This is a genomic window from Maribacter sp. MJ134 (assembly GCF_003970695.1).
GTDB lineage: Bacteria > Bacteroidota > Bacteroidia > Flavobacteriales > Flavobacteriaceae > Maribacter.
This window is the reverse complement of sequence record NZ_CP034570.1, coordinates 2,716,910-2,733,106: the sequence shown is the minus strand read 5'-3', so window position 1 is coordinate 2,733,106 and position 16,197 is coordinate 2,716,910. Positions and strand designations below refer to the sequence as shown.

General features: G+C 37.8%; 13 protein-coding genes. 3 read left to right on the top strand and 10 right to left on the bottom strand.

Annotation, left to right across the window (positions count from 1 at the left end; genetic code table 11):
• Both EJ994_RS11790 and EJ994_RS11785 read right to left on the bottom strand, forming a co-directional pair.
• Complete coding sequence (locus EJ994_RS11790) at positions 1–885, bottom strand: sugar phosphate isomerase/epimerase family protein (protein WP_126592627.1); 885 nt, start codon at positions 883–885, stop codon at positions 1–3.
• A gap of 610 nt (positions 886–1,495) precedes the next feature.
• Positions 1,496–1,942, bottom strand: coding sequence for a hypothetical protein (locus EJ994_RS11785; protein ID WP_126592625.1), 447 nt, complete (start codon positions 1,940–1,942; stop codon positions 1,496–1,498).
• 217 nt (positions 1,943–2,159) lie between these two features.
• Between EJ994_RS11785 and EJ994_RS11780 the strand changes: the two genes are divergently transcribed.
• The 3 genes from EJ994_RS11780 (at position 2,160) to EJ994_RS11770 (ending at position 4,945) form a co-directional block, all read left to right on the top strand.
• A complete protein-coding gene (locus tag EJ994_RS11780; protein WP_126592624.1) occupies positions 2,160–3,029 on the top strand; it encodes an IS1595 family transposase in 870 nt (289 codons plus the stop codon).
• Between the two features lie 28 nt (positions 3,030–3,057).
• Positions 3,058–4,173: a virulence RhuM family protein gene (locus EJ994_RS11775; protein WP_126592623.1), complete on the top strand. Its 1,116-nt coding sequence runs from the start codon at positions 3,058–3,060 to the stop codon at positions 4,171–4,173.
• 439 nt (positions 4,174–4,612) lie between these two features.
• Positions 4,613–4,945 carry a single-stranded DNA-binding protein gene (locus EJ994_RS11770; RefSeq protein ID WP_099572997.1) on the top strand — a complete coding sequence of 111 codons (333 nt, stop codon included), beginning with the start codon at positions 4,613–4,615 and terminating at the stop codon, positions 4,943–4,945.
• A gap of 40 nt (positions 4,946–4,985) precedes the next feature.
• On the opposite strand, the gene EJ994_RS11765 is transcribed toward EJ994_RS11770, so the two are convergent.
• The 8 genes from EJ994_RS11765 to EJ994_RS11730 all read right to left on the bottom strand — a co-directional run bounded on the left by EJ994_RS11765 (position 4,986) and on the right by EJ994_RS11730 (position 16,186).
• Positions 4,986–6,278: a phenylacetate--CoA ligase family protein gene (locus EJ994_RS11765; protein ID WP_126592622.1), complete on the bottom strand. Its 1,293-nt coding sequence runs from the start codon at positions 6,276–6,278 to the stop codon at positions 4,986–4,988.
• Between the two features lie 3 nt (positions 6,279–6,281).
• Positions 6,282–7,955: a C45 family autoproteolytic acyltransferase/hydolase gene (locus EJ994_RS11760; RefSeq protein WP_241240773.1), complete on the bottom strand. Its 1,674-nt coding sequence runs from the start codon at positions 7,953–7,955 to the stop codon at positions 6,282–6,284.
• Between the two features lie 5 nt (positions 7,956–7,960).
• Positions 7,961–8,833, bottom strand: coding sequence for a cupin-like domain-containing protein (locus EJ994_RS11755; protein ID WP_126592620.1), 873 nt, complete (start codon positions 8,831–8,833; stop codon positions 7,961–7,963).
• The gene (locus EJ994_RS11750) at positions 8,833–10,383 is read right to left on the bottom strand and encodes a phytoene desaturase family protein (protein WP_126592619.1); all 1,551 of its coding nucleotides are present in this window, start codon (positions 10,381–10,383) and stop codon (positions 8,833–8,835) included. Before EJ994_RS11750 ends, EJ994_RS11755 begins: the two co-directional genes overlap by 1 nt.
• Positions 10,380–14,072: a 1-acyl-sn-glycerol-3-phosphate acyltransferase gene (locus tag EJ994_RS11745; RefSeq protein ID WP_126592617.1), complete on the bottom strand. Its 3,693-nt coding sequence runs from the start codon at positions 14,070–14,072 to the stop codon at positions 10,380–10,382. The genes EJ994_RS11750 and EJ994_RS11745 overlap by 4 nt, the downstream gene beginning before the upstream one ends.
• The gene (locus EJ994_RS11740) at positions 14,065–15,234 is read right to left on the bottom strand and encodes a DUF2062 domain-containing protein (RefSeq protein ID WP_126593712.1); all 1,170 of its coding nucleotides are present in this window, start codon (positions 15,232–15,234) and stop codon (positions 14,065–14,067) included. Before EJ994_RS11740 ends, EJ994_RS11745 begins: the two co-directional genes overlap by 8 nt.
• A 101-nt stretch (positions 15,235–15,335) precedes the next feature.
• Entirely contained in the window at positions 15,336–15,818 is a 483-nt protein-coding gene (locus EJ994_RS11735) for a hypothetical protein (RefSeq protein WP_126592615.1), read from the bottom strand.
• Positions 15,818–16,186: a 3-hydroxyacyl-ACP dehydratase gene (locus tag EJ994_RS11730; RefSeq protein ID WP_126592614.1), complete on the bottom strand. Its 369-nt coding sequence runs from the start codon at positions 16,184–16,186 to the stop codon at positions 15,818–15,820. Before EJ994_RS11730 ends, EJ994_RS11735 begins: the two co-directional genes overlap by 1 nt.
• Positions 16,187–16,197: the final 11 nt, after the last annotated feature.

The window sequence follows — 16,197 nt, the reverse complement described above, 5'->3', positions numbered from 1 at the left end:
TTATAGCAAAGGTTTTAAGGTGTCGATGGATTTTTTCGTTAGCATGGAATAGAATTCCTCAGTTACCGCTGAGCTGCCATGGTCTTGCAAAAATTTCAGTTGTTCATCACTTAGCCCAACCTGTGCCGTGTCGATGGAATTTGGATAGGGATTGGCAGGAGTGCGGTCCATGGCCGCACAGAACTCTACCGATAATACGCCATCATACTGTATTTCCTTTAAGGTGCTCATAATCCGCACCCAGTCTAAATGGCCCATACCGGGCGCCATACGGTTGTTGTCCGCAACATGAAAATTCACAAGACGGCTCCCCACTTTTTTCATGGTGTCGAACATGTCCTCCTCCTCTAGGTTCATATGAAAGGTATCCAAGCAAACCCCGCAATTGGGACCTACCGCTTCTGCCAGTGCCAAGGCTTGTGCTCCGCGATTAATGAAGTAGGTTTCAAACCTATTAATGGGCTCAATACCTATGCGTAGGTCATTGACCTCCGTATAGGCATACACTTCCTTGATACCCGCTATGGCCCATTCCCATTCTTCTTCCGGTCGTGCATCGGGAATTATTTTACCCACAGTAGCCGGAACAAGGGAAATCACGGAACCGCCCAATTCTTTGACCATCTTGGCTAAATCCAACACATATTGTACGGACATTTGGCGTTGTGCCGCATCCTTGGCCAACATATTACGCTCTTCTAGCATTAAGGTAACGGAACCCCAACATTGTATGCCATGTTTATCTAGCAAGGCCTTTACTTCTTTGGTGTTATAGTTTTCTGGAGTACCCTGAATTTCAAGGTGAGTGTACCCCATTGCTGCAATCCGGGTTATGGTGCTTTCCAAAGGCTCGGCACGCATCCAATTATGTATGGCTAATTTCATTTATGTTAGGTGGTTTGCTGGTAATAGACAGTAAGTTAATTGAAAAAAATGAAAATATCTAGGCGGCTCTCTATTCTAGCGTAATGAAGCCTAACAGAAAACTATAACTAGGTTTTTCAGCCATGTTTTAAATTTAGGGTTCTATGAGGTGATATATAATTGAAAACGTAATATATTTATCGCAAGGAGAAAAATAAAGGACATGATGAAAAAGCTATTGGGAATTCTGATAATTATAATAAGCATTGGTCTGATAGGGCGCCTCATTTTTACCCTACCTACTGTTGCCGCTGAATTTACTGAAGCATTAAATTCCGGTCGAGCACGTTCTTGGGGCGTTTTCACAGGAACACTACTGTTCCAAGTAATTTTATGGGTCGTGGTCTATTTTCTTTTCAAATTCGGAAGGAATCTTTATCGGGTTAATTGAAAAACTAAAAATTTACTTTTCAACCTTGTCTTAATAAAAGCGATAGATGCCAAAAATTACGTTCAAGTAGTTTGATAATCTATTTTATTTAATCCTCCCAATTTCGATATAATTACCTTATAACCGATAATTATATACTTGTTTACACCGATTAAATGAAGACTGATATATCAATAATACTTATTTCGATTTTTGTTTTAAGCTATCTTTTTGGGGTTCGAATTGTAAGGAATTATTTTCCTGATTGGGAGTTTTCAAAGAATCAGAAGTTTGAGGGACTGAAGATGAAGTATGCGGTTTGGCTGCTTCCCCTTCCCTTTGTTGGATGGGCGTTCGTGTTGCTTCTTTATTTACTTCGTTTCTTGGGGATTGAAGGGTTTGTATAAAATTATAAATACTTAGTATAAAAGCGATAACCGAAAAACTGAAAATCCACCAGTATGTAAAATATCTATATTTCGAATAGTAATAATCCCATTTGTCTTTTCTCTTGGATCTATCAGCTTTAAGTTTTTCATCTTCTATATATTTTAACCAACCTCCATTTTCAGAAATCCTTTTTCCTTTTTCAGAAAGAATTGCCTTATTACTCGCTATCAAAGTCAAAAGTTTTAATTCAGTTGTCATTACTATTGTAACCAACCTCCTATAGGAATTGTATTGTTGCTGATTGTTACCAAAATCGTAAAGGTGTTTAAACTCATAGATTTCTACGTTTTCCGCTTGTTTTAAGATTTCATCAATATTATTGTCGTTCATAAATTGACTAAATAGAAGTTATTTACACTAAATGATTAGGTTTGGTGTAATTAAAGTATTATCATAGCTGTATAATAATACAGTTATGATTAACCAAGACTTCAACTCCATTATCGAACTAATACAAGCCTTTCCTGACCAACAGTCTTGTATAGACCATTTAGAGCAATTAAGATGGAACGGTAACGTAGTTAGTCCATTTGATGTTGAATCTAAAGTATATAACTGTAAGGGGAACAAATACAAATGTAAGAATACGGGAAAGTACTTTAATGTAAAGACCAATACTATTTTTGATAACACTAAGATTGACCTTCAAAAATGGTTCTTAGCTATTTGGTTGGTTACTTCACATAAAAAAGGAATCTCTTCTTTACAATTAGGTAGGGATTTAAAAATCACTCAAAAATCAGCTTGGTTCATGTTATCTAGAATACGTCAATGTTTTGGTATCGATAACGATACTAAACTTGATAATGAAGTAGAAGCGGACGAAACATTCGTAGGTGGTAAGAACAAAAACAGACACGCCAACAAGAAAACTAGAGATACTAGCGATGATAAAGCACCAGTTTTAGGAATGGTAGAGAGAAGCGGCAAAGTAATCGCTAAGCACGTTCCCAATACGACTATGGAAACCTTATCCCACGAGATTTTAAAGAATGTAAAGGAAACCGCCAAGCTTTATACGGATGAATACACTTCCTACGCTAGAATGAAGCGTGTATACGACCATTCAGTTGTAAAGCATAGTCAGCACCAATACGTTAACGGAAGGGTTCATACGAACACTATAGAGGGCTTTTGGTCATTGTTAAAGCGTGGTATATTCGGAATCTATCATTTTACATCAGTAAAGCACTTGCAACGATATGTAGATGAATTTTACTTTAGATACAATTCTAGAAAACAACCCGAAGCAATGAGATTTAATTTATTTTTGAAAAATACTTAGAATAGAATCACTTATAAAGAATTGATAAATGCATAGTTTAGAGAATACAAACTTCATGTTTTATACTTCGGATAATGGAACTACCAATATCCAAGTAATACTTGATGATAAGAACGAAACGGTTTGGGTTTCTCAAAATAGTATGGCTGAAATATTTGATACTTCAAAACAAAACATCAGCTACCATTTAGGGAATATTTATAAGGACGGTGAATTAAATAAATTTTCAACTGTCAAAGAAATTTTGACAGTTCAAGAAGAGGGGAATCGTAATGTTCAAAGGAAGATAGAGTTTTACAACTTAGATGCAATAATATCAGTAGGTTATCGTGTCAGTTCTCAAAAAGCAACTATGTTCAGGATATGGGCAAATAGTGTTTTGAAAAACTATCTCGTTAAGGGTTTTGCAATTGATAATGATAGGCTGAAACAAGGCAAAAACCTTTTTGATAAGGACTATTTTGACGAGTTAATTGAAATAGTAAGGGAGATACGAGCTTCTGAAAGAAGGTTTTATCAAAAAATTACCGACCTATACGCTACGGCAATAGATTATAATCCTAAAGCAGAGATAACAAGATTGTTTTTTGCGACTGTACAAAACAAACTTGAATTTGCAATAACACATCACACAGCACCTGAAATTATTAAACTAAGAGCAGATGCAAACAAACCCAACATGGGGTTAACTAGTTGGAAAAACGAAAAGAAAGGAGGTAAAATCATAAAAACAGATGTTTCAGTAGCTAAAAACTATCTCAAAAAAGAAGAGATTGGAGAATTAAACACTTTGGTAAATATGTACTTAGATTTTGCAGAGCTTCAAGCTAAAAGAGGAAAAACTATGACTATGGCGGAATGGGCAGACAAATTAGACTCCTTCCTTAAATTTAACGATTACGATCTTTTAAGTGATGCTGGAAAAATTAAAAAAGATGTTGCTAAAAAATTCGCCGAATCAGAATATAAAAAATTTAGAATTCAACAAGATAAAGAGTTTGTGTCTGACTTTGATAAAGTAGTTTCTAAAATAAATAAAGGGGAAAAATTGCCACCCCCACCGCCTTTAGCACCTCCTTTATCTGATTTTAATAAAAAACTAAAAAAAGGCTTAGATTGGAATCCTAAAGAAAATAAATCATAGCATCGGTTCTGACCGTTTAGCCTTGGTATCGTCCTAAGAAAACGATTCATTGGCAATGTGACACGCTCTCTGAAATACGGAAATACCTATAGTGCCAATTTGCCTTTGCTCTTTTGGTTTGAATTAGTGAACCAATAACAATGGGGTATCGACCGTAAAAAAAATACAGGATATAGCATCCGAAATCAAACTTTACTTCCTAGTGTAAACAAGTATATAGTTACCTAATAATCAATAATATAAAAGTTTTCAAACGACTACAAATGATTACAAACGAAAGTAAGTATTTTGTAACCGTATAACTTTTAAGGCTCGTTCTATGTTTGCAGTGTCCAAATGATAAAGCGTGTAATCCACAACTTATTACAGGATAAATTAAAAAGATACTGAAGCGATTTCAGTATTAAGTTTTAACTGTTTAACGATAAAATAAATTATTATGAACGCACTTAAAAACAAAGTACAGTTGATTGGAAATTTGGGTCAGGACCCGGAAATTGTAAATCTTGATGGTGGAGCCAAATTGGCAAAATTTTCCATTGCCACAACAGAAAGCTACAAAAACAATAAAGGAGAAAAGGTAGACGACACGCAATGGCATAATGTGGTCGCCTGGGGTAAAACTGCAGAAATCGTAGAAAATTACCTGACCAAAGGAAAGCAGGTGGCCGTAGAGGGGAAATTAACACATCGCTCTTATGAGACCAAAGAGGGAGAAAAACGATATATTACCGAGGTTCGTTGTAACGAGCTTTTGATGTTGGGTAAATAAAAAAGAAGAGGCCTCACCGTTAGGGTGGGGCTTTTTTTCATTAAACTGTTCTTGTATCTATGACCCTTATGGGTTTTCTTCCCAACTTAGAAGCCTGTAATTTCTGAATTTCTCTAAGGTCCGTTATTTCTATTTTAGGAGAAACCCGAAGACGCGACCTAAAATGGTCTTTAATGTTCCTTAGAAGCCGTTCTGATGCAGACGAAGCGTTAATTTTAATTTTTATTTCATCCGTGCCAATTTCATTATGATATATTTCTATGACATGGTTGGTTACTTCACTGAAATCGTTCAGTAAATTATCCATTGCTGGCGGGTAAAGTGTAGTTCCCTTGTATTTAATCATTTGCTTTTTTCTCCCTAGAACCGGCCCCAAACGCAAGGTATTTCTTCCGCACTTGCATGGCAATCTATGGGCTACTACTACGTCACCTGTTCTAAAACGAAGCAGTGGCATTGCTTCTATTCCTAAGGTGGTTATGGTAAGTTCACCCGGGTAACCATCCGGTACTTCATTTCCTTCGTCATCTAGTATTTCGGCAATGAGCAATTCCGGATGCAAGTGTCCGCCCTGTTGCTCCGAGCATTCGGTAAATGCTGTACTCATTTCTGTCGAGGCATAGGTGGAATATAGGGCTATATCCCATTCTGATTTAATTCTATTCCCTAAGACGTTCAATTCAAAATCCTGATCGCGTAAAGCTTCTCCTATGCAAATAGCCGCTTTGATGCCGGATTTTTTATAGTCGATATTATGGGCCTTGGCGTATTCGATTAATTTTAATAGAAAGGATGGCACTATGATGAGATAGGTAGGCTTAAACTTGAGGATGGTGTCCCATTGTAATTCAGGGATTCCTGCACCCACTCGGATAATTCCCGCTCCTAATTTACGCGCTCCCAAGAAATAGGCCAAGCCGGCCATGAACCTTCGGTCAATAGTGGTCGTTAATTGTAGGATGTCATCCTTCTGCACCCCTGCACAGGCGAAGGAAATAGCTTCATTATAGGCCAAGCGTTCTAAATCCGTATCTGTTAAGCCAATGGTTACTGGATCACCTAGCGTACCTGAGGTAGTTACATAATCAATGATTTCTGTTCTAGGAACACAGAAAAAATCCTCATTTTGTTGTTGAAGGTCGTCCTTATCGGATGTAGGTATTTTTGCGAGATCTTCGATTTTTCTTATACCGGTTATATCAATATTATTGGTTTTGAAAAGCTTTTGGTAAAAAGGTGACTTATCTGCCAAATAAGAGATAAGTGCTGCCAACTTCCGCTCTTGGAGTAGTTTAATCTCCTCTATCTGTGCCGTTTCAATTTCAGGAACCATATACTACCTTCTATTTATTTTACGAATATAACGCGCTATCGATTCCCTATCAGGAACGGTTGTAATTTCTTTTTGTTCCGCTGCTAAAAAATAGGAGCGGGCCACTGCCTCATATCCTTTTTGGTAATTGTATATGCCCGCTAGGTAATAGCCTTCCCAAAAGTTAGGATTCAACGCAATCAATTGCTCCAGTTTTGACGGTTCAATATGCGATTTATCGTTGATGGCAGTTTCTATGTCATTCCGTAATATCCGATAACGCTCATAATCTTTATAAGCCACAGTTTTCAAAAAAGAATCCGCTCCGATATTTGCATCACTCGTGGCGATAATTTCAGTAGGCTCGGGGCTATTGTCCCTTTGGAATATTTTCTTTAAATCGTATGCTACAAACTCACCCATTTGATAGGGATTGCTAGATACCCATACCATCAGGTCTTCGGGCTTAAAAACTATCCCGTGATGCGCCAATAATTGATTCAACGCTTTTTCATTGCCGTAGCCGATTTTTTTGTCACCCAATCCTTCTCTATCACGAAGAATGTCAACAACGGCTTTTTGGTCTACTTTTGAGGATTCTTGTAACAGTTCTTCCATGCGTTCGTAACGGTACTGTGAATGACTTTCAAGGATGTGTCTTTGATTCTTTTTATCGTTTTGGTAGGCGGCACTTTGGAAGTGATTGGCACAAATCAATTGATTTGAATTTTGCACTTCGTATACCCCGAATTTTTGAGGAGAGACTTCAATAATAGCTGCTTTTTTATCTTTTGCACTGCCTACAAAAATGGATTCCGATACAAAAACTTCTCTTTTTTTGGCTATGGCGATAGCCTCCTCAATGGTTGCTGCATACTGCAAAATTTCTCGGGTCACCAAAGAAACGGGTGTCTTAGCAATCAAAGGAAATTGCGATTTGCCCGCGTTGATGGTAACGGTTAATCCTTGGTCGTTCATACCGGACACTACTCCTATCATTCCGCCCCAGGTTACGGACATAAAGGAATGCCCTTTGTCCGGTGCTATAAAGGCTATGATTTTGTTTTTGGCAAAATCGTCCCCTGCATAAAAGTCGAAATTTCTTCCTATCAATAACTTTCCATCCTGCGTCTGGTTGCCCCACGCAGCAAAAGAAGAACAACCCACCAAAGCTAAATCCTGAAGTGCATGGCCAATATCATGCGCGCCATGAAAGTACATAACCCGCTGGTAGGGCTTGGCTACGTAATCGTAATTTGGAGAGGCATATTTAGAAACACCAAAAAGCTCTACTTTAAATTGCTCGTCTATGTTTAGGTACATTTTTCTGTTGAACCATGCCAAAAATTTTCGCAATAGATTCTGGTATCCTTTAGAAGGAACCAATTCGTCAATTTTTTTGATAAAAATATCTTCCTGTTCGTTGAATAGTTCTTGTGTAAGACTACCTGTTTTTAGTCCTATTTCCAACGGATTACCACTAACATAGAGTTCCCAAAGCCCTTGTTCGTTTTTCCGAAGAAAATTGTCCGAAATACTGAAGGTACTATCATTAAGCTGCACACGCTCCGGTATTGGTGTTTCGTATTGTGAAACATCCAAGTTTTCCTTAAGCGATTTGGATACGCCACAGGAGTTTAGACCTATTGCACAGACAATGATGAAAAGATTGCGGAACAAATTTGCGGTATACGCCACTTGGGTTAAATGTTGTTTAAGTTCTTATGTGTTCTTTTTATGGCCAATTCATCTTTGTAATCGAGCCATTTCTGACCCCAGTATTTTCGAGTAAAATTATCGAAATTTCGCATGATAAGCACGTTGTACAACATGTTCGCAAATCTTTTTGGATGGCGCGGCAAAGCCCTTAAGGTCATGGAGAAACCTCCATCTAAATATTTAATATAATGCCAATAGCCACTAGGCATAAAGAGTGCATCTCCGTGTGCCATCTCAGCGGTAATGCCCTCTGCACGTTTTAAAGCGGGATATTTTTCAAAATCCGGATTATCCATATCTATCGATTCTAAATTATGAATGGAGTAGGGCACTCTATAGAGGTATTTTGTTTGCTCGGGTGAAAAGAGTGTTACGTGCTTGTGTCCATCAAAATGAAAATGCATGCTATCCGGTAGGTCAATATCATAATGCATAAAGACTTTGGAGGCTCCGCCCCCAAAAAACAAAGCGGGTAATTTTTTAAAGAATTTGAGTCCAATATCGGGATACGTGAAATCCTTTGTCAGCTCAGGCATTTTTTTTAAAATCTCATAAAAAAAGATTCTAAGGTCTGTAGGTTCTGTTTTTAGGATTTCTATATAATCCTTCAGCTTCATTTCCTTTACGGGTGCATAGACACTCTGTTTATCTTTTGCCGGTTCATTATTGTATAACGGTACAATTTGGTCGCCTGCTTTATCTTGTATATAATCTAAGGACCATTTTTTGAAAGCTGGCCAATTTTTGGTCAACCCTTTAATTAGCACTGGCTTTTGAGGTTTATAATAGTGCTGAATAAAGTCTTTTTTGGAAATATGTTCCAATACAGGCACGGCAGATGTCTTAAACGTTCCCATTAGGCAGTGATTGTTTCTTTATTTTGTTTTAAGGGAGTACCCTTTATTTTATTTATGAGATATTCTCCCCCTAAAATCTCCGAACAAGTGACCACTCCGCTAATGGTTACACCCAAGATGCCATGCATGTTAAGACTTTGCCCGGTAAAATATAGGTTACTGATTTTTGTTCTCGGTGAAATGAATGACTTCAACGGGTCGTTTACATCTTTTACATAGCCATACATGGAGCCTTTATTGCAACCAATATAATCTCTATAGGAAAGTGGCGTAGATGTATAAATGGATTGTATGCAATTTCTTAAATCGGGAAATTTTTTCTCTAGTTCGTCCAGTAATTTCTCTGTCTTTTCTTTTTTAAACTCCTCATAATCTTGTCCACGCTCATTTTTATGGGCTACGGTATTGAACGTATCTTCCCATGCTGCTACTTCATCGTAATTCATGTACGTTATGGCCGTTAATTGTTCTCCCCATTCCCCTTGGTTTTTACGAACGCCCATAGAAACCATGTACGTCTCTGGCCAGCTTTCTTCAGTATATTTATGACCCTCCCAAACCTTTTGGTAATCTTTAAAATGATAGTAATTCTTATTCAGGTATTTAAAGGTCTTTGGTTTAAGGACAATATGAATGCTAAAGGCAGATATGGTACTCTCCATCTCTTGTATTCTATGGGTATACGATTTTCTGAAGTGTTCCTCCCCAATCATTTTTAAGGTGTGTTTGGGCTCAATATTGGAGATGAACACATCTCCTGTCACGACGCTACCATCCTTAATCTGTACGGATTTAAGCTGCTTATTTTCACAGGTCATGTTTACTACTTCACTGTGTTTATAGGCTTCCCCACCGTTCTCTTTCAATCGCTTTAGAAGTAGTTTGGTAATTTGGCTTCCACCATCCGCACAGCGGTAAGCACTTTCTATGTAGGAGTTTATAGAAAGTGCGTGTACGTATAAGGGTGTTTTATCGGGGTCACCGGCATATAACAGATTAGACCCCGCTAGTACAGCTCTCAGTTTTTTATTCGTGGTAATACGCTCTATATAATCCTTTGCGGATTGTTGAAATATTTCTGCGTCGTTTCCATAGGGTTTCCCCTCCTCTAGGTTATAGAGCGGAAATTTATGGCAGACTTCTTTGAGTTTGTTACAGTAGGTTTCAATAGCTTTTTTCTCTTCGGGAAATTGCTTTGTCAATTGTCTTATAAAGTTATCGTAACCCTGTGCATGCGGATAGGAAACCGTATCATTATCAAAAGTGATAATATCAAAACCATCTTCGTTCAGTTTTTTTAAATGTAGCCCATCCAGAATATCCAAATATTCAAAATACCGATATAGGTTTTGCCCTTTTGAGAGCCCACCCAGATAATGTACGCCCGTATCAAAAATAGTACGCTCCCTAACAAAGGTCTGTAAGTTGCCACCGTATTGATTGTTTTTCTCCAAGACACATACACTACGCCCTTCGCGCGCCAAAATATTGGCGGCAACCAATCCTCCCATGCCACTTCCAATAATAACAACGTTGTAATGCGATTTCATTTAAGGCTTTCTTTTATAAGTACGATAAATGTATCATTTTGGATACGAACAGAAAAATCCTTCAGCGCTAGTTGAGCTAGGTTCAGATTTCTACTCGCTTTCAATAAGATTAAGGTAGTGATTTCCTTGCTTATTTTAGTATGAAGCTTGTTGAGGTCTAAGTCTTTTATATTGAGAATAAGGACTGAGGCTGATGTTTCAAGTGCGGTAGTAAGCGTATCAAAAACCTTTATTTTGCTGTATTGATGGGTCAAAAAATTATGTTTTAATCTAGCACTTGCACTGCTATCTTTTAAGTAGGAAAATATTTTACGGTCTATACTATCTAGTGCCAGAATCAAATCTAATTGTCCTTTATCTTCCGATAAATGTAGTATTGTATCCTTTTCTCCGATCAGATTAGTTATTTCATGGTAGGTCGATGCAAAATCCTTCAAATCGTCTTTCACTTCACTATAATAGGTGGCCCCTTTGTACCGGTAATGCTCCAACACTGTTTTGTGCCAATATGTTTCTGTCTCAATCTGATTTCTTAGACGTCTGAATTCATTTCTAAAATAGGCTCCGATTAGTTTTCCTTGCTGCGTATAATTGCTGCCATAGGTATGATTATCTGGAGTTATCCGAGGTAATAGCTCTACGGTTATACTACCATCACGGATTACAAAGCTTCCCTTAGGTAATACTTCAGAATTGCCGTGAATGAGAATGGGTATAATATCTAGATGAAACTGTTGCGCCAAATAAAAGGCGCCTTTGTGAAATCGTTTAATTTTATTAGTTGTGGAGCGGGTGCCTTCGGGAAATGCGATGATGGAAAATCCTTGTTCCACTTTCCTCTTAAGAAAAGCCTCTCCGTTTTCTACTCCCCCGGATACGGGATAGGCTCCTACAAGCTTAGCAGCGCTTCCAAAAATAGGGGAGTTATAAACCCAGTCGTTCACCAAGAAAATCATTTTAGGATGCAGCATCCCAATACAAAGAATATCTAAAAAAGAAGTATGGTTGGCAATAATCACTGCCGGCTTCTTAAAGTTTTCCTCGTGAGGGTTTAGCACTTTCTTGCTAACAAAAGGGTTGGTGTACAGTACGGAGCCCATAAATTTAGAAATCCATTTATGAAAACCTACATTCGCTCCATGAAGGCTATTCGGCCTAAGTTTCATGACTATCCATGCATATAGGGAAAATAGAAGTCCTATAATCCCAAAATACGTAAAGGAAAGTACGGAGTGCACGAAATAGCGTAATGATGTAGGTCTTTTTCCAGTATTTCCAACAAATAGACGGAACAGCAGGGGTTGCACTGTAAAAGAAACGAATGCCGCAGAAAAAATTCCAATAAGCGATACTTTTGATATGGTGTACAAAGCAGGATGTTTGGCAAATATCATAACACCCACGCCAGCAATCGTAGTTATTACGGAAAGGATAATTGAGGTTTTGTGTGTAGGGAGTACTTTATTACCCGTTCTATATTCCGCCAAAAGGCCGTTGGTCATAAAGATGCTGTAATCCACACCCAGTCCAAAAATAAAGCTGCAGATAATGATATTGAAAATATTGAATTCAATATGAAGTAACCCCATAATACCTACGGTCAAAAACCAGGTTAAAAATATGGGGATAGCGGTGATAAGGGTTAACGAGATACTTCTATAAAACAAAAGAAGAATTATTAAAACAGTTATAAGCGAATAACGGAGTAAGCTGTTAAAATCATCTTTTAAACTTCCCAAGAACGATTCATTTACCTGCTTTCTGTTTATTAGAAGTGTTTTTTCCAGGTTTTTAAAACGGGCCGTAACGGTGTCAAAGTTTTCATCCTTTAGTTTTAAAAGTGAGGTTATGGTGGTCACATTTTCGTCTTTTACAATATAATCCGAGGTGGAGAACGCAGGTATGACCTCAAATTCTTTCGGAGCCACAGTTTTAAAATCTGTTTGTAGCCAATCAAAGAAGGAATCAAATGTATTGGGTTTAAAGCCTAAATTAGAACTATTGGTAACTAAATTACTCCGTAGGGTATCTATTTTTTGGCTGTACCAAAACGCTTCCCAATCCCTAATTTTTTGCTCCTGTTTTTTTATTGATCTTACCAGGCTTCCGGCCGAAGTAAAATTAATAAGGACCTTGTCTTTTTTTAACTGTTGTAGTTCTTTAAAAATGGCATCGTTACGTTGCAATACTTTTTCCTCATCGTCCCCATAGGTGCTTAGGTAAACGGATTTAGAGGCGATGTCGGTAAGTTCCTCTAATTTTTCACGAGCTTTTGACAATACTTCCGACTCATAGTTGAGCTTACTGATATCTTGATTGAATACTACATCTTTATAGGTGATAACACTGGTTACACATGCTAAGACCAAGAACCCTAAAGCCAGTTTGTTTTTGTGCAAATCTAATGAAGCGATACGGTCTAGCAGATTTTCTTTGGGAACCTGAAGCGTTTTTGGTCTATAAACCACGGGAATAAAAAGTAGCGCAAATAGAGAGGCCCCTGTAACGCTTACTGCTGCAAAAATCCCTAAATCTTGAAGCGCTTGTGAATCCAAGAACAGTAGGCAAAGAAAGGCAGCTGCCGTGGTAAGGCTACTCATGAGTATAGAAGGAGCAACTTCTGCGTACAATTCCTCTACCGTTCTGCCATTGCGAATATGGGTAAGGATATGCAAGGCATAGTCTAAAGTGACGCCTAGTAAAATTGCACCAATGCCTAAAGAAATAGCAGAAATATGGGGTCGTATGAAATACAGAAAGACCAAAGCCATTAAGGCTCCAAATATTGTGGGAGCAAATAGAATTAATGGAAGTCTAATCTCTTTATAAAAAAGTATGAGTAAAAGAACCAGAAGCGTCATAGCTATACTCACGGTAAATTGTATATCACTTTTTATTTGTCCAGCATTGGCCACAGCTACCAAGGCAGCACCAAAAAAGGAAACTTCAATTCTTGAGCTATAGTTTTTTTGTAGCGCTTCTTGTAATTTATAGAGCCCGTCGGATAATGGTTTGTTTTCTACAGTGGCACTAGAAGGGTGTACAGGAGTTATAAAAAGTAAGATATTGGTCTCCGCATTATTCACTAAAAACCCGTTCTTCAGTTTAAAATTTTCTGCAACACCTAGTTGTTGTAATTTTTTTAAGGCGACAAAGGAAAGTCCCAAAGGATCTTTAAGGATACTCTTTTTTGCTATTATTCCCGAGGGCGATATAAGAGTCCTGTAGTTTTGAGTCATTATCGCCGATACGGTGTCTTTTGATAATTTCTGATTAATGGAATCATAATCGCTTTTATCCAAAAAAAGTGGCAGATGGTCATAGACAAAATCAAAGGTCTTTAAAATTTGCGCATCTGCTACTTTACCTTGAATATGCTTTATATGTAATGCATGGTTTTTCTGAACACTGTCTATAAAATCCGCAGCGTATTGTGTAAGCTCATCTACCGAAGCTTCCGGACTTTTTTCAATATTCACTATAATTTTGTCCGTAAAGGAAATGGACTTTAGGACTTTTTGTACCCGCTGGGTTTCTTCGTTAGAGGGGATTAAGGAGGTGATATCGTCTTCAAAGCGAATTTTTGAAGCAAGAAAAACAAGTAGACCCACTACTGAAATCAGCGCTAGAATACTTACTATTTTATTTTTTAAAATGCCACGGTATGTCCTGAACAAGATATTACCCATTGTTGACGGCTATTTTCCGTTTTCCTAAATACAATAGCATAAGATACCCTATTACGCCTAAAACCAAAGCCCCAAGTACTGCCAATACCAGACTGCCCAAAATGTAGGTTTTTAGATGGATAAGAAAATCAAAATCTGTAGTAATGGAGTCTAGTGATAAAGAAAGTGGCTCCCCCAAAATCCATCCGCCTATTTGTAAGCTAAAAAATACGATGAATGGGATAAAAGGAGGTAGACTTACGTTGGAAAAGGCGAATGCAATGGGTTTGTTCAGTTTAAACACAAAGGCGAGTAGAAGTACCAGAAGCGTATGAAGTCCCCAAAACGGGCTTAAACCTATAAAGACTCCTAGTGCAATCGAAAATGCTTTTTTTGATGGAGCATCCGTACTGCCTAATACATCTTCTAAAAGAAATTTTTTCATCCCCCTTTGCTTTAAACGTCTATAAAAATCCCTTGGCTTAATATAAAAAATTGCAACAAGAACAAACCAGGTATTGAGTATGCTTATACGTGTAAAATCGGGAACCGTTCTAAAGTGTGTAACCCGCTCTTCTTCATCGTACAGAATTTTGACCGGCACATTCTTGACCAAAGTTCCGTTCCAGGCCGCCTTTACAATGACCTCTATTTCAAATTCGAATTTAGGGGTAAACAGGTTTAGCTTCTCAATTTCCTTTAAAGGGTATAACCGATAACCACATTGGGTGTCCGCTAGCCAATTTCCGGTTTCAAACCAAAACCAGAAGTTAGAGAATTTATTGCCGAAACTACTTTTGCCGGGAACATCGGACTGTTCCATATTTCTTGCACCGATGTAAAGGATATTTTTGGTAGTTTCTTTTTCTAAAGCACTGAGAAATACAATGATATCCTCTGGGAAGTGTTGGCCATCGGAATCTATGGTAATTGCATAGGAATACTTAAGCTCCAAAGCTTTCTTAAAACCTATTCTAAGGGCATTTCCTTTTCCTTTGTTATGGGGTAGATGCACTTGTGGCACTTGGGGGAAACTTTTTAAAACCTCCTGGGTATTGTCCGTTGCGCCATCGTTTATAACTATGATATTCGTGGTAAATTCTAGAATACCCTGTAGCACTCTTGCTAGGGTTTTGTCATTGTTATAAGTTGGTACTAGAACACAACAGCCCAGTTGTTGCATTCTTTCATGTATAGAAGTTTTAATTTCTGCCACTTATTACGGTTTTACCGCCGTTACAGGTCGTTGGTATTTCTAGGACAAAGATACGTATAAGGGAGCCCCTAGAATAATTGCTTTTCTGTCTGTGAAAAAAGAGTTGAGTTTATGCAATATTTTTTGATCATACTTTTTAACTCTTGGTCTTTGATAGTTCTGTATTTTTTTAAGATAAAGTTTTTATCGGCTTCAATTTGTTGGTTGTACCGCACAATTTTTGGAGCGTTTTCTTGCACCGTTAACCGAACAAAATGTATTTCTACATTATCTGGCGAGGCCTTCAATGCAGTCTCTAGAAGCGCAACGCCATCCTTGAAAAACTCTTTTTTAATCTTAATGCCTTTACTATGCTTTGCTTTTAGGGTATGCACAGCTCCTTTATAGGCCAGAAGGATGTGGTTATCCGTGTCTTTCAGATTGGACAATGTTGAAAATAGGGTCTCCGTTATTTCAGGGCTTTCTTGAGCTTTGGGATATACTTCACGAACCTCGGAGAGCGATATCCCGAAAGATAAAGTACCTAGAAGAAGTAAAATTAATTTGTGCATTACGCTCTATTTTTGAAAGTAGCACTCAATTTTAATGCCAAGGTATCGTCAAAACTAACGGTGTTCTTTACTTTAATTTCATTGCCTACTTCCGTGAGGTCTAGCTTAAAATTTATGATATCGTTTTTTTCTGGATTGATAACCGCCATGAATTTAACGTTTGAGGCCACGGCGAGTAAAAGCTTTTTGTTCAGTGCCTTTTCCGTGAATTCTTTAATCATTTGTATGACGCAAACTCCTGGTAATACGGGATGACCAGGGAAGTGCCCCTCAAAAATTTCATGCGTTTTATTCAGCTTTACCTTAGCTTCAATATGTCCTTCTTGGTAGTCATAACTTAGTAATTCATATAAACCCTTTATCAACATAGTGTGCTATT

Bases quoted from the DNA above. Each gene is read 5' to 3' on its own strand.
- EJ994_RS11790 (WP_126592627.1), bottom strand. From the start codon at position 885: ATGAAATTAGCCATACATAATTGGATGCGTGCCGAGCCTTTGGAAAGC.
- EJ994_RS11785 (WP_126592625.1), bottom strand. From the start codon at position 1,942: ATGACAACTGAATTAAAACTTTTGACTTTGATAGCGAGTAATAAGGCA.
- EJ994_RS11780 (WP_126592624.1), top strand. From the start codon at position 2,160: ATGATTAACCAAGACTTCAACTCCATTATCGAACTAATACAAGCCTTT.
- EJ994_RS11775 (WP_126592623.1), top strand. From the start codon at position 3,058: ATGCATAGTTTAGAGAATACAAACTTCATGTTTTATACTTCGGATAAT.
- EJ994_RS11770 (WP_099572997.1), top strand. From the start codon at position 4,613: ATGAACGCACTTAAAAACAAAGTACAGTTGATTGGAAATTTGGGTCAG.
- EJ994_RS11765 (WP_126592622.1), bottom strand. From the start codon at position 6,278: ATGGTTCCTGAAATTGAAACGGCACAGATAGAGGAGATTAAACTACTC.
- EJ994_RS11755 (WP_126592620.1), bottom strand. From the start codon at position 8,833: ATGGGAACGTTTAAGACATCTGCCGTGCCTGTATTGGAACATATTTCC.
- EJ994_RS11750 (WP_126592619.1), bottom strand. From the start codon at position 10,383: ATGAAATCGCATTACAACGTTGTTATTATTGGAAGTGGCATGGGAGGA.
- EJ994_RS11745 (WP_126592617.1), bottom strand. From the start codon at position 14,072: ATGGGTAATATCTTGTTCAGGACATACCGTGGCATTTTAAAAAATAAA.
- EJ994_RS11740 (WP_126593712.1), bottom strand. From the start codon at position 15,234: ATGCAACAACTGGGCTGTTGTGTTCTAGTACCAACTTATAACAATGAC.
- EJ994_RS11735 (WP_126592615.1), bottom strand. From the start codon at position 15,818: ATGCACAAATTAATTTTACTTCTTCTAGGTACTTTATCTTTCGGGATA.
- EJ994_RS11730 (WP_126592614.1), bottom strand. From the start codon at position 16,186: ATGTTGATAAAGGGTTTATATGAATTACTAAGTTATGACTACCAAGAA.